The 17,520-nt window shown below is 68.9% G+C and carries 16 protein-coding genes; 6 read left to right on the top strand and 10 right to left on the bottom strand.

Annotated elements, in window-relative coordinates:
• Positions 1 to 8: 8 nt before the first annotated feature.
• Both NDR87_RS24695 and NDR87_RS24690 read left to right on the top strand, forming a co-directional pair.
• Positions 9 to 821, top strand: a complete 813-nt coding sequence (locus NDR87_RS24695) for a hypothetical protein (RefSeq protein WP_251913016.1) — start codon at positions 9 to 11, stop codon at positions 819 to 821.
• Between the two features lie 59 nt (positions 822 to 880).
• Positions 881 to 2,671: an alpha/beta hydrolase domain-containing protein gene (locus NDR87_RS24690; protein ID WP_286014011.1), complete on the top strand. Its 1,791-nt coding sequence runs from the start codon at positions 881 to 883 to the stop codon at positions 2,669 to 2,671.
• A gap of 6 nt (positions 2,672 to 2,677) precedes the next feature.
• Here the strand turns inward: NDR87_RS24690 and NDR87_RS24685 are convergent, their stop codons facing one another.
• Entirely contained in the window at positions 2,678 to 3,103 is a 426-nt protein-coding gene (locus NDR87_RS24685) for a PPOX class F420-dependent oxidoreductase (protein ID WP_251913015.1), read from the bottom strand.
• A 165-nt stretch (positions 3,104 to 3,268) separates the two neighbouring features.
• On the opposite strand from NDR87_RS24685, the gene NDR87_RS24680 reads away from it, so the two are divergent.
• Positions 3,269 to 3,889, top strand: a complete 621-nt coding sequence (locus tag NDR87_RS24680) for a hypothetical protein (RefSeq protein WP_251913014.1) — start codon at positions 3,269 to 3,271, stop codon at positions 3,887 to 3,889.
• 9 nt (positions 3,890 to 3,898) lie between these two features.
• On the opposite strand, the gene NDR87_RS24675 is transcribed toward NDR87_RS24680, so the two are convergent.
• Genes NDR87_RS24675 through NDR87_RS24665 form a run of 3 tightly spaced genes read right to left on the bottom strand, consistent with a single transcriptional unit; the run spans position 3,899 to position 6,760 of the window.
• On the bottom strand, positions 3,899 to 4,945 hold the full coding sequence (locus tag NDR87_RS24675; RefSeq protein WP_251913013.1) for an NAD(P)/FAD-dependent oxidoreductase: 1,047 nt from the start codon (positions 4,943 to 4,945) through the stop codon (positions 3,899 to 3,901).
• A 52-nt stretch (positions 4,946 to 4,997) separates the two neighbouring features.
• Entirely contained in the window at positions 4,998 to 5,615 is a 618-nt protein-coding gene (locus NDR87_RS24670; protein ID WP_251913012.1) for a response regulator transcription factor, read from the bottom strand.
• Positions 5,612 to 6,760, bottom strand: coding sequence for a sensor histidine kinase (locus tag NDR87_RS24665; protein WP_251913011.1), 1,149 nt, complete (start codon positions 6,758 to 6,760; stop codon positions 5,612 to 5,614). Before NDR87_RS24665 ends, NDR87_RS24670 begins: the two co-directional genes overlap by 4 nt.
• 130 nt (positions 6,761 to 6,890) lie before the next feature.
• Between NDR87_RS24665 and NDR87_RS24660 the strand changes: the two genes are divergently transcribed.
• Together NDR87_RS24660 and NDR87_RS24655 are read left to right on the top strand one after the other, a co-directional pair.
• A complete protein-coding gene (locus tag NDR87_RS24660; RefSeq protein ID WP_251913010.1) occupies positions 6,891 to 7,940 on the top strand; it encodes an ABC transporter permease in 1,050 nt (349 codons plus the stop codon).
• A gap of 16 nt (positions 7,941 to 7,956) precedes the next feature.
• Positions 7,957 to 8,682, top strand: a complete 726-nt coding sequence (locus NDR87_RS24655) for an ABC transporter ATP-binding protein (protein ID WP_251913009.1) — start codon at positions 7,957 to 7,959, stop codon at positions 8,680 to 8,682.
• Positions 8,683 to 8,686: 4 nt separating this feature from the next.
• Here NDR87_RS24655 and NDR87_RS24650 read toward each other — a convergent pair whose 3' ends face one another.
• Genes NDR87_RS24650 through NDR87_RS24625 form a run of 6 tightly spaced genes read right to left on the bottom strand, consistent with a single transcriptional unit; the run spans position 8,687 to position 16,686 of the window.
• Positions 8,687 to 10,630 carry an acetoacetate--CoA ligase gene (locus NDR87_RS24650; RefSeq protein WP_251913261.1) on the bottom strand — a complete coding sequence of 648 codons (1,944 nt, stop codon included), beginning with the start codon at positions 10,628 to 10,630 and terminating at the stop codon, positions 8,687 to 8,689.
• Between the two features lie 18 nt (positions 10,631 to 10,648).
• Positions 10,649 to 11,452, bottom strand: coding sequence for a CoA ester lyase (locus tag NDR87_RS24645; protein WP_251913008.1), 804 nt, complete (start codon positions 11,450 to 11,452; stop codon positions 10,649 to 10,651).
• Positions 11,449 to 11,928, bottom strand: a complete 480-nt coding sequence (locus tag NDR87_RS24640) for a MaoC family dehydratase (RefSeq protein WP_251913007.1) — start codon at positions 11,926 to 11,928, stop codon at positions 11,449 to 11,451. Before NDR87_RS24640 ends, NDR87_RS24645 begins: the two co-directional genes overlap by 4 nt.
• Entirely contained in the window at positions 11,925 to 13,085 is a 1,161-nt protein-coding gene (locus NDR87_RS24635) for an acyl-CoA dehydrogenase family protein (RefSeq protein ID WP_251913006.1), read from the bottom strand. Before NDR87_RS24635 ends, NDR87_RS24640 begins: the two co-directional genes overlap by 4 nt.
• On the bottom strand, positions 13,082 to 15,103 hold the full coding sequence (locus tag NDR87_RS24630; protein ID WP_251913005.1) for a biotin carboxylase N-terminal domain-containing protein: 2,022 nt from the start codon (positions 15,101 to 15,103) through the stop codon (positions 13,082 to 13,084). Before NDR87_RS24630 ends, NDR87_RS24635 begins: the two co-directional genes overlap by 4 nt.
• A gap of 5 nt (positions 15,104 to 15,108) precedes the next feature.
• Positions 15,109 to 16,686, bottom strand: a complete 1,578-nt coding sequence (locus NDR87_RS24625; protein WP_251913004.1) for a carboxyl transferase domain-containing protein — start codon at positions 16,684 to 16,686, stop codon at positions 15,109 to 15,111.
• A gap of 94 nt (positions 16,687 to 16,780) precedes the next feature.
• Here NDR87_RS24625 and NDR87_RS24620 point away from each other — a divergent pair, with 94 nt between their 5' ends.
• A complete protein-coding gene (locus NDR87_RS24620) occupies positions 16,781 to 17,374 on the top strand; it encodes a TetR/AcrR family transcriptional regulator (RefSeq protein WP_251913003.1) in 594 nt (197 codons plus the stop codon).
• Positions 17,375 to 17,520 lie beyond the last annotated feature (146 nt).

Raw genomic sequence — 17,520 nt, 5'->3', positions numbered from 1 at the left:
TGCGTCTCATGGGGGCAGTCGCCGCCGTAGGAATTCTCGCTGCCGGATGCGGAAACGACCGTGGCGGCACCTCGGTCGCCCCGGAGAAGCCCTACCCGTACCATCCGCCCGCGGAGATCATCGATGCCACCAATGTATGGAGCTCGGAACCAGGCGTGGATCTGCTCGGGGAGCAGGGACTACTCGCGCGGGCCGCGGTCGAATCGGAGTTCATCAAGAACGCGACCCTGCGAGTTCAGGAAACCTACTGGGGATTCGGCGAGGCGCTGGCGAAGGATGACGGCCGGAACGTCGGCCATGCACTCAGCAAGAACCTCGAGCAGGCCTCGTTGGTCGGCACGTTGAACTGGCGACTGATGTCGTTGATTCCCAAAGACAATGGTTTCGAGGCATTCGCTTGTATGCAGTTGCGTGGAGCGGCGGCGAAGTTCCCGGTGATCTACGCTCCGAACGAGGTGCACTATGTGACTTGGACCGTAGGGTCCATCCAGAGCACGCGGGTCACCTTCAGCCCCAAAAAAAGGGGTCAGAAACCTCAGCCGGTTGCACGCCAGACGGCCCCGGCTTCGCCGGAGGAGCCGAATGCCCGGCACTGGCAGGGACCGTCGGTCAACCTCTTCAAAGGCTGGCAGCTGAATATCACCAACTCCGATCCAGCAGATGCGAATCGCTGTGAGGCATGGGGGTACACCCTGTTCCCGCCGCCCTCCCAGGCGGACAAGGAACTCGCCGAGCAGAACCGCCCCCTTGGTGCAGGTTTTCACTCCGTTCGCGTGGCACGTCCCGAGACCCTGCCCTCATATCCCGGCTGGCCCGAATGACGCTTGACGCAGCCGGATGCCGAGGAGTGGCTGGGCTCGTCGGCTCATAGACTGCGGAGATGGCTGTGGAAGCGGTGCGGGTGGCGTCCGTGGTGCCCTATGTGGATGAGCGGTATGAGGTGGTTCGGGGGACGGTGGGGTTTGCCGTGGATCCGGAGGAGGGGGGTAATCGGCGGATTGTGGACTTGGGGTTGGCGGGGCGGGGTGGGGATGGGTTGGTGCGGTTCGAGGCGGATCTGCGGATGTTGCGGCCGGTGGCGGGTGGGAGCCGGGATTTGTTGTTCGTGGTGCCGAATCGGGGGATGTTGGGTGGGGTGCCGTTCAGTTCGGGGACGGTGATCGATTACACCGATCTGGAGCGGATTCATCCGGGGGACGGATTTCTGCTGGATCGCGGGTGGACGATCGCCTGGTGCGGGTGGCAGTGGGATATCGAGCGGGGGCCGGGGCAGTTGGGCGTCACCGTGCCCGAGGTCGAGGTCGGGGCGGGGTGGATGCGGGTGGAGTGGCGGTCGGATACCGGGGAGAAGCAACATCTGCTCAGTGAGACCATGCCGGGGCTGAGTGGGTTCTTCCGGTTCGCGAGCTACCCCACGGCCGATGTCGAGGATCCGGACGCGGTGCTGACCGTGCGCACCTCGCCGAACGGCGAGCGGACCGTAATCCCGCGCGACGCTTGGCATTTCACTGACTCGACACATATCGAACTGGACGGCGGTTTCCAGCCCTACCACTGGTACGAGCTGTACTATCGCACGCACCGCGCGCCCGTCGCCGGATGCGGGCTGCTGGCGATTCGGGACATCGTTTCACACCTGCGCTCCCAGGGCTTCGAGCGGGCCTTCGGGTTCGGGGTGTCGCAGTGTGGTCGACTGCTGCGCCAATTCCTTTGGGAGGGGCTGAATCTCGACGAATCGGGAAACCAGGTGTTCGACGGGGTATTCGCGCATGTGGCCAGCGGGGCCCGCGGCGAATTCAATCACCGCTACGCCCAGCCCTCGCTCACGGGAGTCGACGGCTTCGCCGCCCTGCCGCCGTTCGACAGCACGGCACTGCTTGCCCGCCAACGCGAATCGGGCGGAGTGCCGAAGGTCGTCCTCACCAACAGCGCCTCGGAGTACTGGCGCGGGGACGGGTCGCTGGTGCATGTGGATCCGGTGACGGGCGACGATCTGCCCGAGGATCCGGATGTGCGGGTCTATGCCCTGGCCGGGACGGATCACTTCGGGCCGAATCCGATCAAAGAAATCATGCCGGGGGCCAATCCACCGCACGACCTGGACCCGCAGCCGATCCTGCGCGCATTGCTGATCGCACTGCGGCAGTGGGTGATCGACGGTCAGGCACCGCCGCCGAGCCGGGTGCCGCGCGTCGGCGACGGTACGGCCGTTCCCGCGGCGAAGGTGCTCGCACAGTTCGATCACGTCCCGCGCCCGGACGCCGACGCCCTCCCCCGGCCGTACCGCCTCGACCTCGGACCCGACGCGGACCGCGGCATCGGTCGCTGGCCGGTCGAATACGGGGACCCGTACCTCAGCCTGGTACCGGCCGTCGACGAGGACGGCAACGAGGTGGCCGGGGTGCGCCTGCCCGAGGTCGCCGCTCCGCTCGCCGTCTACACGGGCTGGAATCCGCGCCGCGCCGTCGATGGTCTGCCGAACGTCCTCTACGAGCGCCTCGGAAGCAAACTCCCCTTCCCGCCCGGCCGCCCGACGATCACCGATCGCTATTCGACCCGGCACGCCTATGCCGCGGCGGTGCGAGCGGCGGCGAATGCACTGGTGCGCGAGCGGTTGCTGTTGGCCGGTGATGTCGAGACGGTGGTGGAGCGGGCGGTGCGCGCCTACTGATCGGGCTCAGACAGTCATATCGACGCCGCCGAGGATCTTCGTCGGCCGCACGCGGACCACCAGTTCGCCGGGGACGCCGTTGCGCTTGCCGAATTCCTCGGCGCGGTCGGCGCCCATGTAGCGGCCGCCGATGATGGTGGCGGTGCGCAGTAGTTCGTCGGGGTCCTCGGAAACCGTTGCGGTGCCTTGGATCTGGAAGTAGCCGTATGGTGGTTCCTCCAGATCGACACAGATCGCCACCCGGGGATCGCGCAGGATCGCCCTGCCCTTGGCGGTGTCCTTGCCGGTATTGAAGACCAGTTCGTCGCCCTCGACGATGAACCAGACCGGGTTGATGACCGGACGGCCGTCGGTGGCCACGAACGCGAGCTTGGCGGTGCGGGTGCCCTGCGACAGGAAGTCGCGCACCTGCGGATCGGTGAGAGAGGCCATGGCCTCCAGCGTACGGGCCGCTAACGCCGAATCACGGCAGCGCCGCCGTAGGGGTGTGGGCGTCCGCCCAGCACATCGCCGCCATGCCCGATCGGGGAGTATCTAGCATGTGTCCATGCGATCGAGATGGAGAATGCGCATTCCACCCGGGACGGACGAGCGCAGATGAGGCGGCCGGCGTTCCGCGCGCTGGCGCTGCTGGTGCTCACGGCGTCGGCGCTCGCGGGCTGCTCGTCCGCGCGGCACCCGACCACCGAGACCGGCTGGACCACCGGCGTCGACGTCGGCGCGGTCGACCGAGTACTGGCATCAGCTACCGTTCAGCAATTGACCGGTTCATTTCTGCGCGCACATCCCACGCCGGGTTCGGAGGATGCGACCCTACACCGGGTGGGTCCGCCGGTGCTGGTCTACGCGGTCGATCCGAAATTCGTCGGCAACCCGTCGGCCACGATGCGCGATGCGGGCATCCCGTCCTATATCGCGGTTCCGGTCCGCATCGGAGCCCGAACCACCACGGACACACTGCAACTCGCCGCCGGATCCGGCTACGACCCGCGCGCGATCGCCACCGGCACCGAGGAGGAAGAGGCCGCGCGGACCCTGCCCGCCGGTACCCGTCTACTGCTCGACTATCCATCGCACACCTGGTTCGGCTGGTCCGAAACCCGCGTCACCGCGATCCGCTCCGGCATCTACACCGACCTGCGCGGCCGCGAATTCGACCTCGCGGGCTTCGAACACTGGCTCACCGTCCGGCAACCGATCGCCCGCCCGAACCGCTGAGGCGATCGCTCAGCGTATGCTCTGCCGCCGAACCCGTTGCACCCGTTCGCGTTCGGCCAGAATTTCGGCGCGCCGCTCGGCCATGGCGGCCGCGGGCGACGCCTTCGCGAGCACCGCCTGGTAGACGGCACGGGCGTCCTCCAGGGCGTCCCGCGCGCCGACGCCCGCGGCCGGGGTGATGGCGTGGTCGGCGTCGCCCACCAGCACGACAGGCAGGGCGGGTTCCGCCGCGCCCACGAGCGGAACATTGCGGGCATTGCTCACATGCACGGCCGCCGTCCGGCTGATCAGGTCCCCGACCAGTTTCCGGCTGGACGGGGCCGCCGCCAGCACCGTATCGGCCCACTCGTCCATCGGCCGCGTGCCGAGATCATCGGCAGCCGTCAGCGGCGGCCGGGCGATGCGAATGAACCAGTACGCGATATCGTCGGGCCGCCAGATGTGCCCGAAGGTACTGATCGAGCCGCCGTCGGGAGCGATCTCGGCGAAGAAGTGCAGGACCGCCGGTTCGCCGTCCGCCTCGACGGGCTCGGTGGTCCGGCCGTAGAGCACCACATCACCGGCATACTCCGGGGAGCGCTGAGGTTCGAGCCGCGACCGCACCACCGAGTCGATGCCGTCGGTGGCCACGATCAGATGGTCATCGACCGTGATAGCCGCGCCGCCCCGGTGCAGAATGGTACCGCCCTCGGCCAGGGTGACGTCCTCGATCGGATGTCCGTAGTGCGGCTGGGCGCCGGAGTCGCCGACGAATTCGGTCAGGATCTCCATCAGCGCGTGCCGCAGCCAGAACCGATGCCCCCGATCGGTACGCGAGCTGCGGCGACCGGCGCTGTCGGCGTAGCCAAGCCCGTTCACCGGATACGAGGCCGCGTACAGCGCGTCCCGGTCGACACCGAGCTCGAACAGCGCGTCGTGCCCGCGGCCATCGATGAAAAGGAAGGCCCCGCCCCCACCGTCGCGGCGCTGTTCGAACAGGGAGACCGGTCGATCGCGCCGAGCCAGTGCCCCGGCCAGCGCCGAACCCGCGATACCGCCGCCGATGATCGTCACCATGCTGCCAGTCTGGCATCCGGCCCGACATCACGGCGCCGAGTTCAGCGGGACTTCAGATGGCCCCGCGCTCACGGGCGCGGGCGACGGCTGAGGTGCGGGATTTCACGCCCAGCTTCGAATAGATGTGCACCAGGTGGGATTTCACGGTTGTCTCGCTGAGGAACAGTCGCTTGCCGATCTCTCGGTTCGAATGGCCGTCGGCGACCAGGCGCAGCACCTCGATCTCCCGGGGGCTCAAGGTGGTATCGGGCTTGCGGACCCGGGTCATGAGTTTCGAGGCGACCGAGGGGGACAGCACGCTCTCGCCCGCCGCCGCGCCGCGCACGGCGGCGAGTAGTTCGGCGGGCGGGGTGTCCTTGAGGATGTAGCCGCAGGCGCCCGCCTCGATCGCGCCGAGGATGTCGGCATCGGTGTCGTAGTTGGTGACGACGAGGACATTGGGTGGATTCGGCAGGGCGCGCAACGCCGTTGTCGCATCGACGCCCGACTTGCCCGGGCCGAAGCGCAGATCCATCAGGACCAGATCGACTTCGGTTGTGCTGCAGAAGGCCACGGCCTCCTCGGCCGTGGCGGCCTCGCCGATCACCGCGATGTCCTCGCCCGAATCCAGCAGCGCCTTCAGGCCGGCGCGGACGATGGCGTGATCGTCGGCGAGCAGCAGACGGATCATGACTCCTCCAGCGGGAACGAGACTGTCACGGCGGTGTGGCCGGGCTCGGACTCGACGTTCATACTGCCGCCCTGCTGTTCGACCCGGCTGCGCATGGCATTGAGGCCGAAGGTGCCGCGGCGGAACACCTCCGGATCGATGCCGATACCGTCGTCGACCACGTCCAGATGCACCGCGTCGTCGGCGTAGGTGAGGGTGATGCGCATGCGCTCGGCCTCGGCGTGGCGGACCACATTGGATACCGCGCCCTGCGCGACCCGCACGAGCGCGGCCTCGACCGGCATCGGCAGCCGCTCGGGCACGCCCTCCACCAGCAGCTGGGTCCGCAGGTCGGGGGTGTTGGCGCGCTGGGCGATCCGGTCCAGCGCATCGGTCAGCGACTGCCCGTCCAGCGGGGCGGGGGTGAGTTCGGCGATGAGCTGGCGGGTTTCGACGAGGCTGTCGGCGGCGGTGTCGCGGGCCAGCCGGATCTGTTGCAGCGCGGGATGATCGGGGGCGGCGCGTTCGGCGGCGTGCAGCAGCAGCTGGATGCTCGACAGTCCCTGCGCCACGGTGTCGTGGATCTCCTGGGCCAGGCGTTCCCGCTCGGCCAGCTTGCCCGCGGTGCGCTCCTGTTCGGCGAGTGTGGCTCGGGTGGTGAGCAATTCGTCGATCAGCCGCTGGCGTTCGGCGGCTTCGCGGAACAGCGCCCGATAGCCCAGCCCGATCGCTATCGCGACCAGCGCCGCCACGATCGGCCCGATCACACCGCCGACATTCCAACCCTTGTGCAGTTCGTAGCCGAGCACCGCGGCCGCGGTGGCGGCGGCCACCGCGAGCACACCCCAGAACCGCGGCAGCAGATGTAGGTACAGGAAGTACAGCGGGAACACCAGATACACCGCGTCCGGCACGGTCGCGACCAAGCCCAGCCACATCAGTGTCAGCACGCCCAGCCACACCCGGGCCGCCGCGGGCCGCCCGCGCAGCGCCACTCCGGCGAAGTAGGTGACGAGGAACACCGCGGACAGCGCGGCCACCCCCCATCGGTGGCCGCTCCCGAGCAGCACGCCCCGCACGACCACGACACCCGTCAGCGCCACCATGAGCGCGTGCAGACCGACCTGCAGTGCGGCGAAGACGGGGGTGAGCGGGGAGCGGTGCACCCAGTCAGCTTATGCGCGGTTACCGAGCCGGCATCCATCGAAAGATGGAATCGGGCACCCTCCGCCGGTTGGTCGGCGAATGGTTCCGGTTCGCGATGGCCCGGCCGCGGATCGCGGCCATGGTGGAGGCATGTTCGTCGCGCTCCGAGAGCTGCGGGCCGCCCGCGGCCGCTTCCTGCTCATCACGCTGGTCGTCGTCATGGTGGCGCTGCTGGTGAGCTTTCTGAGCGGGCTGACGGCCGGGCTGGCCCAGCAGAACATCTCCGCCCTGCAGCGGGTCGACGGGGATGCGGTGGTCTTCGCCGATACCGGCTCATCGCCGTCGTTCGACGCCTCGGCGCTGAGTCCCGAACAGGTGCGCGTCTGGCAGCAGGCCGGCGGGATGGTCGATCCGGTCGGCATCAGCCATGCGCAGGCAACCCACGACGGGGCCGCACCAACGCGGGTGGCGCTGTTCGGGGTGGACGGGAACGCATTTGGCAATCGGGTAGCTACCGATCCGGGCACGGTGGTGCTGAGCGAGCCCGCGGCGCGGCGGCTCTCCGCCGCGGTGGGCGACCGGCTCTCGATCGGTTCGGCCACCCTCACCGTCGCCGCCATCGGGGACGACGACTGGTTCGCCCATACGCCGGTGGTGTGGCTGACGTTGCCGGACTGGCGGGCGGTGACCCCGCGCGGCGGTGCGGCGACCGTACTGATCGCCTCGGGTGTGCCCGATCCGGACGCCGCCAACGCCGCCGCGCACACCCGGACCACCAGCGTGCGGGGCTCGCTGCAGGCCATCGCGTCGTATCAGGCGGAGAACGGATCGCTGACCCTGATGACGGTCATGCTGTTCGCCATCTCCGCGCTGGTGATCGGGGCCTTCTTCACGGTGTGGACGATTCAGCGCACACCCGATATCGCCACCCTGAAGGCGCTGGGCGCGACCACCGGGTCGCTGGTACGCGACGCGCTGGGGCAGGCATTGCTCGTCCTGCTGGCCGGTGTCGGAATCGGGGTTTGCGCAACCGCCGTGGCGGGCACATTCATCGGTGACTCGGTGCCGTTCGTGCTCAGTGCCGCAACCACTCTGGTTCCCGCCGCGGCGCTGATCGGGCTGGGCCTGGTGGGTGCGGCGTTCGCGCTGCGCTTCCTCGCCACCACCGACCCACTGACCGCCTTGAACCAATCGCGTTGAAAGACCAGGAGCTTCGATGATCTCGTTGACGGTTTCCGACGTCACCCTCACCTATCCCGACGGGTCCGGCCGCATCACCGCACTGGACCGGGTGGACCTGTGGGTGGGCGGCGGGGAGATCGCGGCCATCACCGGGCCCTCGGGTTCGGGCAAGTCGAGCCTGCTGGCCGTGGTGTCGACCCTGATCCGTCCCGATTCCGGCAGCATCCGCCTGCAAACCACCTCGGGCACCGTGGATCTGGTCGGCCTGGAGCGGCGCGAGGCCGCCCGCATGCGCCGCGAGGAGATCGGCATCGTCTTCCAGCAGCCCAACCTCGTGCCCGCGCTCACGGCCCTGGAACAGCTCGAGGCCATGGTTCATCTCGGCCAGAGCCTGTTCGCCTCGCCCCGCACCCGGCGCGAGACCCGCGAGCGCGCACTGGATCTGCTCGCCTCGGTCGGGCTGTCGGGCCACGAGCACAGGCGCCCCGGCCAGCTGTCCGGCGGTCAGCGCCAGCGCGTCAATATCGCCCGCGCCCTGATGAACGATCCCACCCTGCTGGTCATCGACGAGCCGACCAGCGCCCTGGATCAGGAGCGCGGGGCGGCCGTCATGGACCTGATCCTCGACATGGTCCACACCCACAACACCGCGACGCTGCTGGTCACCCACGACCGGTCGCATCTGTATCAGATGGACGCGGTGTACCGGATGGTCGACGGTCGGCTGAGTATGGAGCAGGCGGCCGATTCGGCGGCATGAGCCGTCACTCCCCCGGCTTGGGCACCTCGACCGCCGCGTACCAGTCCAACAGATCCGGATTGTCCACCGCGGTGCGTTCCACGACCCGCGACGGATCCGCGCCCTGGAAGAGGCGCTTGATCGGCACCTCCAGCTTCTTCCCCGTGCGGGTGTGCGGCACGCCGGGGGCCGCGATGATGACATCGGGGATGTGGCGCGGGGAGACCTCGGTGCGAATGACCCCGTTGATCCGGTCGGTCAACTCCTCGGTCAGCTCGCTGCCCGCGGCCAGGACCACGAACAGCGGCATCCAGTAGCCGCCGTCGGGCTGTTCCGCGCCGATGATCAGGGCCTCGGCGACCTCGGGCAGCGATTCCACCGCCTGATAGATATCGGCCGAGCCCATGCGGATGCCGTGCCGATTGAGCGTGGAGTCGGAGCGCCCGTGCACCACGAAGCTGCCGTGGTCGGTGATGGTGATCCAGTCGCCGTGCCGCCAGATGCCGGGGAACATCTCGAAATAGGCGCTGCGATATCGGGATCCGTCCGGATCGTTCCAGAACTTCACCGGCATGGACGGCATCGGCGCGGTGATGACGAGCTCGCCGACCTCACCGCGGATGGGGTGGCCGGTGGGGTCCCAGGCGTCGACCGCCGCGCCCAGATAGGGCACCGACAGCTCGCCCGGCCACACCGGGACGGTGGGCGCGCCGCCGAGAAATGCCGACACCACATCGGTGCCGCCGCTGATCGAGGCCACCTGCACGTGGTCACCGACATTGTCGCCCAACCAGATCGACGACGACGGCGGCAGCGACGAACCGGTGATGCCGACCATGCGCAGCGCGGACAGATCGTGTTCGCGCCGCGGCACCGCCCCGGCCTTGATACACGACAGCACGTACCCCGGGCTCGAGCCCAGGACGGTGGTGCGCGTGCGAGCGGCGATCTCCCACAGCGAATCCGGTCGCGGGCACGCCGGGCTGCCGTCGTAGCAGACGATCGTCGCGCCGACCAGCAGGCCCGCGATCTGGAAGTTCCACATCATCCAGCTGGGGCTGGTGTACCAGAAGAAGACGTCGTCACGACCGATATCGGCCTGCAGCGCAACGGCTTTCAGATGTTCCAGCAGCACGCCGCCGTGGCCGTGCACGATGCCCTTGGGTAGGCCGGTGGTGCCCGAGGAGTACAGCACCCAGAGCGGATGATCGAAATCGACCTGCCCGGCGTCGATCTCGGCGCCGGTGGGTTCGGTGATCCGCGCCCAGTCCAGCGAGTTCGGCACCGCCGCACCGATCCGCGACACCACCACGGTCTCCCGCAGGGTCGGCAGCCCGGCGCGCAGGGCCGCGATATCCGCAGACTTGTCGTGCACCTTGTTGCCGTAGCGGTAGCCGTCGGCGGTCACCAGCACCACCGGCTCGAGCTGGCCGAGCCGATCCAGCGCCGCCTTGGCCGAATAGTCCTGCCCGCAGGCGCTCCAGATCGCGCCCAGGCTGGCCGTGGCCAGGAATGCGATCACCGCCTCCGGGATGTTGGGCAGATAGCCGACGACCCGGTCGCCGGGCCGCACGCCCCCGGCCCGCAGCACCCCGGCCAGCGCGGCCGTGCGGCCCAGCAGCTCGTCCCAGGAGACCTCGGTCAGCCCGCCGTCCTCGCTCAGGTAGACGATGGCCGGGCGATCCGAGCGGGCCTGCCGCACGATCCGGTCCACATAGTTCAGCCGCACGCCCGGAAACCATCGCGCCCCCGGCATCTCCGCGCTCGCCAGCACGGTCTCCGGCGCCGGGCCGAGGTCGAAGTACTCCCACAGCGCGCCCCAGAAGCCGTCGAGGTCGCCGACCGACCACTGCCACAGCGCGTGGTAGTCCGGGAATTCGCGGCCGGTCCGCTCCGCCGCGAAGCGGGCGAAATCGGTGATCCGCGCCCGCTCGATGTCCGCCGCGTTGGGCACCCACTGTGGTTGCACCGCACTCACTCTCCTGTTCTAGCCCGCGCGCCGGACGATGCGCTCGGCGTGCCGGATGACCGGGCCGTCGACCATCCTGCCCTCGAATGCGAAGACGCCCCGATTGCTGGGCACCTCGGCGAGCAGCCTTCGCGCCCAGGATAATTCGTCGTCGGTGGGGGTGTAGGTGGAGCGGATCACCGGAACCTGGCGGGGGTGGATGGCCACCTTGGCGTCGAAACCGACCGCCACCGCGTCCTCGGTCTCGGCGCGCAGCCCGTCCAGATCGGCGATGTCCAGATAAACCGAGTCCAGGGCGAACTTCCCGTACGCCTTGGCCGCCAGCAGCGCCGAGGAGCGCACGTGCCGGGCCACATCGCGATAGCTTCCGTCGGCGTGGCGGCTGGAGTTGCCACCGAGTGCGGCGATCAGATCCTCCGCGCCCCACATGACGCCGATCGCATTGGCCGCCCGCAGCACCGCGTCCACCGCCAGCGCGCCCAGCGGCGATTCGATCAATGCGATCGTCTCGTAGGGCAGCCGGGAAAGCTGCTCCGCGCCTTCGCATTTGGGCAGCATCAGACGCTCGTACCGGGTGCGGGTGAGGGCACGCAGATCCAGGCCGTGTTCCGCGGTCCCGACCGGATTCACGCGCACGACCGTGCGCTCGGGATCCAGCGGGGTCGCCACGAGCGCCTCCCGCGCCGCGGCCTTGTCGGCCGGGGCCACCCCGTCCTCCAGATCCAGTATCACGACATCGGCCGCGGCGGCTGCCTTTTCGAAGCGTTCGGGGCGATCGGCGGGACAGAACAGCCAGGCCGGTCCGGGCAGTTCCCAACTCATGACGGCCTGCACCGCACCAGCGTTTTGCGGACCGCCGTCGCGACCACATCACCGTGCTGATTGCGGCCGGTGTGGGCGAAGGTGACGATGCCCTCGCCCGGGCGGCTCTTGGATTCGCGTTTATCGGTGACCAGGGTTTCGGCGTAGAGAGTGTCGCCGTGGAACAGCGGCTTGGGGAAGGCGATATCGGAGAAGCCGAGATTGGCCACGATGGTGCCCTGGGTCAGCTGCGCCACCGACAGGCCCACCAGGGTGGACAGCGTGAACATCGAATTGACCAGCCGCCGATGGAACGGCGGCAGCGCGTCGGCGAACGCGGCGTCCAGATGCAACGCCTGGGTATTCATCGTCAGCGTCGTGAACAGCACATTGTCGGCCTCGGTAATGGTGCGGCCGGGCCGGTGCTCGTACCGCACATCGGTCTCGAATTCCTCGAACCACAGCCCCCGCTGGACGATGCGCCGCGTCTCACTCACAGCCCCAGCTCCCGTCCGATCAGCATCAACTGCACCTCCGTGGTGCCCTCACCGATTTCCAGAATCTTGCTGTCGCGATAGTGCCGGGCCACAGCATATTCGTTCATGAAGCCGTAGCCGCCGAAGATCTGGGTGGCATCGCGGGCATTGTCCATGGCCGCCTCGCTGGCGATCAGCTTGGCGATCGAGGCCTGCTTCTTGAACGGTTTACCGGCCAGCATCAGCGCGGCGGCGTCGTAGTAGGCCGTGCGGGCGGCATGTGCCCGGGCCTCCATGCGCGCGATCTTGAACGCGATGGCCTGATTGCGGCCGATGGCCTGCCCGAACGCCGCCCGCTCCTTGGCGTAGCGCACGCTCTCCTCCACGCAGCCCTGTGCCGCACCGACCGCCAGCGCGGCGATGGCGATGCGGCCCTCGTCGAGGATGCGCAGGAAGTTGGCGTAACCGCGGCCGCGCTCACCGAGCAGATTCTCCTGCGGCACCCGGACGTCGGTGAACGACAGCGGATGGGTGTCCGAGGCGTTCCAGCCGACCTTGTTGTAGGCGGGCTCGGCGGTGAAGCCGGGGGTGTCGGTCGGCACCAGGATGGTGGAGATCTCCTTCTTGCCGTCGGCCTGCCCGGTCACCGCCGTCACCGTCACCAGGCGGGTGATGTCGGTGCCGGAGTTGGTGATGAACTGCTTGCTGCCGTTGATGATCCAGTCGCCGCCGTCGAGCACCGCCGTGGTGCGGGTGCCGCCCGCATCGCTGCCCGCACCGGGTTCGGTGAGCCCGAAGGCGGCGAGTGCGCGCCCGGAGGTCAACTGCGGCAACCACTGCTGCTTCTGCCGATCGTTGCCGAAGCGGAAGATCGGCATCGCGCCCAGTGACACCCCGGCCTCCAGCGTGATGGCCACGCTCTGGTCGATCTTGCCCAGCTCCTCGAGGGCCAGGCACAGCGCGAAATAGTCCCCGCCCATGCCGCCGTACTCCTCCGGAAACGGCAGGCCGAACAGGCCCATCTCCGCCATGCCCGCGACCACCTCGTACGGGAAGCTGTGCTCCTCATCGTGTTTCGCGGCGACGGGTGCGACGACCTGGCGGGCGAAATCGCGGACGGTCAGGGCGAGGTCGCGATAGTCGTCGGGCAGGGTGCCCGTGGACAGGTAGTCGGTCATGCCTGGGTTTCCTTCGGATCGGTGTCGGGAACGATGCGGGCGAGCACCTGGTCGACCTGCACCTGGGTTCCGGTATCGACCAGCAGCTCAACGGTTCCCGCGATCGGCGCGGTGAGGGTGTGCTCCATCTTCATGGCCTCGACGATGACCACGGGCGCGCCCGCGGCGACGGCCGCGCCCGCGGAGGCCGACACCGCGATCACCGAACCGGGCATGGGACTGCGGATCTCGGCGTCGCCGACGTGTTCGGCGGACGCCCGGACGCTGACCTCGGCGACCTCGCGAACCATCGCGATACCGGCGGCGGAGGCGAGCCAGATCTGATCGTCGCGCCCGGCGGCGCGGAAGCAGGTGCGAATGCCGTTCAGGGTGACGGTGAGATTCGCACCGGACGCATCCGAATTGACTGCCAGAGCAAGCTTTTCGGAGTCGTCGACCCACACCTGGCCCGCCTCCGGCCGTCCCGTGAAATGGACGTGCACCACGCGGTCGCCCCCGGCCAGGCGATAGGTCGTCGGCGCCGGGGTGCCGAGCCGCCAGCCGTCGGGGACCGCCCACGGATCGGCAGGACGCACCGGCCACCCCGCCAGCCACCGAACCGCCGCCGCGGCGATGAACTGCTCGTCCGAGACGGGCGCGGAGCTGAACTCGGCGACGCGGCGATCCAGCAGACCGGTATCCAGCCGCCCGGCGATCACGTCCGGATCGGCGAGCAGGAAGCGCAGGAAGTCGGTGTTGGTCCGCACCCCGAGCACGATCGTATCGGCCAGGGCGGCATCGAGTTTCGCGATGGCCGCCGCGCGTTCCGGGGCGTAGGCGATCACCTTCGACAGCATCGGGTCGTAGTCGCTGCCGACGACCGTGCCCGCGCGCAGGCTCGAATCCACTCGCACGCCGACCCCTTCCGGCTCCGACAGCGCGAGCACCGTGCCGCCGGTCGGCAGGAAGTCGCGGCTCGGATCCTCGGCGTAGACGCGGGCCTCCACGGCGTGGCCGGTCAGCCGGATATCCTCCTGGCTCGCCCCGAGCTTCTGCCCGGCGGCCACCCGGATCTGACATTCGACCAGGTCGACACCGGTGATCAGCTCGGTCACCGGATGTTCCACCTGCAGGCGGGTGTTCATCTCCATGAAGAAGAATTCGTCGGGGCGGTCGGCGGACACGATGAACTCGACCGTGCCCGCGCCGACGTAGTCGACGCTGCGGGCGGTATTGCACGCGGCCGCGCCGATTCGGGCCCGGGTCTCGGTGTCCAGCAGCGGTGACGGGGCCTCCTCGATCACCTTCTGGTGGCGGCGCTGCAGGCTGCATTCGCGCTCGCCCAGATGCAGCACGTGGCCGTACTGGTCGGCGAGGATCTGCACCTCGATATGTCGGGGACGGGTGACGAACCGCTCCAGGAACAGGGTGTCGTCGCCGAAGGCGGCCGCCGCCTCGCGCCGGGCACCGACCAGTGCCTCGGCCAGCCGGTCGGGCTCGTGCACCAGGCGCATCCCCTTGCCGCCACCGCCCGCCGACGGCTTCACCAGCACCGGATAACCGATATCTGTTGCGGCGTCGATCAATTCGGCATCGGTGAGACCGGGCCGCGCGATACCGGGCACGACCGGCACGCCGAAGGCGGCGACCGTGTTCTTGGCGGCGATCTTGTCGCCCATGATCTCGATGGCCCTGGCGGGTGGACCCAGGAAGGCGATGCCCGCCTTGGCGAGCGCGGCCGCGAAGGCCGGATTCTCCGACAGGAAGCCGTAACCCGGGTGTACGGCCTGCGCGCCGGTGCGCACCGCGGCGTCGACCACCCGGTCGATGTCGAGGTAGCTCTGCCGCGCCGGGGCCGGGCCCAGCCGCACCGCGATATCGGCCTCGTGTACGTGCCGGGCGTCGGCATCGGCGTCGCTGTACACCGCGACCGAGCGAATTCCCATGGTGCGCAGGGTCCGCATGACGCGCACCGCGATCTCACCGCGATTGGCGACCAGGACCGTGTCGAACGGGACGGGGTGGGAGTTGTGCATCATCTCGATCACATCCGGAAGACGCCGTAGGAGACCGGTGCCAGCGGCGCCTGCGCGCACACCGACAGCGCCAGGCCCAGCACCGTGCGGGTATCGGCCGGGTCGATGACGCCGTCGTCCCACAGCCGTGCGGTCGAATAGTACGGATTGCCCTGGCGCTCGTACTGTTCGCGAATGGGCGCCTTGAACGCCTCCTGCTCCTCCGCCGACCAGGAGTCGCCGACCTGATCGCCGCGCACGGTCGCCAGCACCGAGGCCGCCTGTTCGCCGCCCATCACCGAGATCCGCGCATTGGGCCACATCCACAGGAAGCGCGGGGAATACGCGCGCCCGCACATGGAGTAGTTACCGGCCCCGTACGAACCGCCGATCACCACCGTCAGCTTCGGCACCCGCGCACAGGCCACCGCGGTGACCATCTTCGCGCCGTGTTTGGCGATGCCGCCCGCCTCGTAGTCGCGGCCGACCATGAAGCCGGTGATGTTCTGCAGGAAGACCAGCGGCACCGAGCGCTTGTCGCACAGCTCGATGAAATGCGCTCCCTTGAGCGCGGATTCGGCGAACAGCACGCCGTTGTTGGCCACGATGCCGACCGGATGGCCGTGGACGCGGGCGAAGCCGGTGACCAGGGTCCGGCCGTATTCGGCCTTGAACTCCGAGAATTCGCCGCCGTCGACGATGCGGGTGATGACCTCGCGCACGTCGTAGGGCGTGCGCGGGTCGACCGGGACGACGTCGTACAGCTCGTCCTGCGGCGCGATGGGATCCACCGTGGGCGCGATCTCCCAGGGGCTCGGGGACTTCGGGCCGAGCGTGGCGACGATGCGGCGCACGATGCGCAGCGCGTCCTCGTCGTCCTCGGCCAGGTGATCGGTGACACCGGAGGTGCGCGAATGCAATTCGCCGCCGCCGAGCTCCTCGGCCGTCACCACCTCGCCGGTGGCCGCCTTCACCAGCGGCGGGCCGCCGAGGAAGATGGTGCCCTGATTGCGCACGATCACCGCCTCGTCGCTCATGGCCGGGACGTAGGCGCCGCCCGCGGTGCACGAGCCCAGCACGGCCGCGATCTGCGGAATTCCCTTGGCGCTCATGGTCGCCTGGTTGTAGAAGATGCGGCCGAAGTGCTCACGGTCGGGGAACACCTCGTCCTGATGCGGCAGATGCGCGCCGCCGGAGTCGACGAGGTAGACGCAGGGCAGCTGATTCTGCAGCGCGATCTCCTGCGCGCGCAGATGCTTCTTGACCGTCATCGGGTAGTAGGTGCCGCCCTTGACCGTGGCGTCGTTGGCCACGATCACGCATTCGCGCCCCGACACCCGGCCGATGCCGCCGATGACACCCGCCCCCGGGCATTCGTCGTCGTACATGCCCGCGGCCGCCAGCGGGGCGAGCTCCAGAAACGGACTGCCCGGATCGAGCAGCCGGTCCACCCGCTGCCGCGGCAGCAGCTTGCCGCGCGCCACATGCCGTTCGCGCGCCCGTTCCGGCCCGCCCAGCGCGGTCGCCGCGAGCCGGGATCGTAGCTCGCGCACCAGCGCCAGATGTGCCGCGCGGTTGTCGACGCGCGTGTCCTGCGTAACCGTCATCACGCCATCCTGCCCGATCGGTTAATCGCCAATAACTGATATTTAAGATAATCTCGATTAACCGAGTTGTCCAGGTAGGCAGGAAGGAGGCGCGATGACCACCAGCGATCCCGTCGCGCCCACGCGCCGCGAACAGCTCAAGGCGCAGCGGCGGCGGCAGCTGCTGGAGGCGGGTGCCCGGCTGATCGCCGATCGCGGATTCCCGGGTGTGCGGCTGGAGGATCTCGGCGCGGCGGCGGGCATCAGCGGACCCGCGGTGTATCGGCACTTCCCCAGCAAGGAGGCGCTGCTGGTCGAGTTGCTGGTCGGGATCAGCCAGCGGCTACTGGCGGGCGGCAAGTCCTGTGTGGCGCAAGCGGATACGCCGGAGCGGGCGCTGTCGACCCTGGTCGATTTCCACCTCGACTTCGCGCTGGGTGAGCCGGAGCTGATCCGCATTCAGGACCGCGACCTGGAGAATCTCCCCGAGACCGCCCGCCGCCAGGTCCGCCGCACCCAGCGGCAGTATGTGGAGATCTGGGTGGGCGTGCTGCGCGAACTGCATCCGGGGCTACCCGAGGCGTCGGCCCGGGTACAGGCGCATGCGGTCTTCGGTCTGCTGAACTCCACTCCGCACAGCGCCTCCGCCGCCCTCGCCACCCGCGCGCGGCCGATTCTGCGGACGATGGCATTGACGGCCCTGAGCTGAAACCTCGATCACCGCTGGGGACTAAAGCTTTTCGTTGAATGTGAGCCGGGCTCGAGCGCCGCTGACGATCACGGTATCAGGGGTACGACGCGCCTTGGAAGCGTCGCCGCAGCCGTTCGCCTTGTCGGAGGCGATGATTCGCCGAG

This window comes from Nocardia sp. CDC159 (assembly GCF_023740735.1).
GTDB classification, from domain to species: domain Bacteria; phylum Actinomycetota; class Actinomycetes; order Mycobacteriales; family Mycobacteriaceae; genus Nocardia; species Nocardia pulmonis.
The sequence above is the reverse complement of the archived record's forward strand: the minus strand, read 5'-3'. Positions and strand labels throughout refer to the sequence as shown.

Bases quoted from the DNA above. Each gene is read 5' to 3' on its own strand.
- NDR87_RS24680 (WP_251913014.1), top strand. From the start codon at position 3,269: ATGAGGCGGCCGGCGTTCCGCGCGCTGGCGCTGCTGGTGCTCACGGCG.
- NDR87_RS24620 (WP_251913003.1), top strand. From the start codon at position 16,781: ATGACCACCAGCGATCCCGTCGCGCCCACGCGCCGCGAACAGCTCAAG.
- NDR87_RS24685 (WP_251913015.1), bottom strand. From the start codon at position 3,103: ATGGCCTCTCTCACCGATCCGCAGGTGCGCGACTTCCTGTCGCAGGGC.
- NDR87_RS24690 (WP_286014011.1), top strand. From the start codon at position 881: ATGGCTGTGGAAGCGGTGCGGGTGGCGTCCGTGGTGCCCTATGTGGAT.
- NDR87_RS24670 (WP_251913012.1), bottom strand. From the start codon at position 5,615: ATGATCCGTCTGCTGCTCGCCGACGATCACGCCATCGTCCGCGCCGGC.
- NDR87_RS24660 (WP_251913010.1), top strand. From the start codon at position 6,891: ATGTTCGTCGCGCTCCGAGAGCTGCGGGCCGCCCGCGGCCGCTTCCTG.
- NDR87_RS24635 (WP_251913006.1), bottom strand. From the start codon at position 13,085: ATGACCGACTACCTGTCCACGGGCACCCTGCCCGACGACTATCGCGAC.
- NDR87_RS24655 (WP_251913009.1), top strand. From the start codon at position 7,957: ATGATCTCGTTGACGGTTTCCGACGTCACCCTCACCTATCCCGACGGG.
- NDR87_RS24695 (WP_251913016.1), top strand. From the start codon at position 9: ATGGGGGCAGTCGCCGCCGTAGGAATTCTCGCTGCCGGATGCGGAAAC.
- NDR87_RS24630 (WP_251913005.1), bottom strand. From the start codon at position 15,103: ATGATGCACAACTCCCACCCCGTCCCGTTCGACACGGTCCTGGTCGCC.
- NDR87_RS24675 (WP_251913013.1), bottom strand. From the start codon at position 4,945: ATGGTGACGATCATCGGCGGCGGTATCGCGGGTTCGGCGCTGGCCGGG.
- NDR87_RS24625 (WP_251913004.1), bottom strand. From the start codon at position 16,686: ATGACGGTTACGCAGGACACGCGCGTCGACAACCGCGCGGCACATCTG.
- NDR87_RS24645 (WP_251913008.1), bottom strand. From the start codon at position 11,452: ATGAGTTGGGAACTGCCCGGACCGGCCTGGCTGTTCTGTCCCGCCGAT.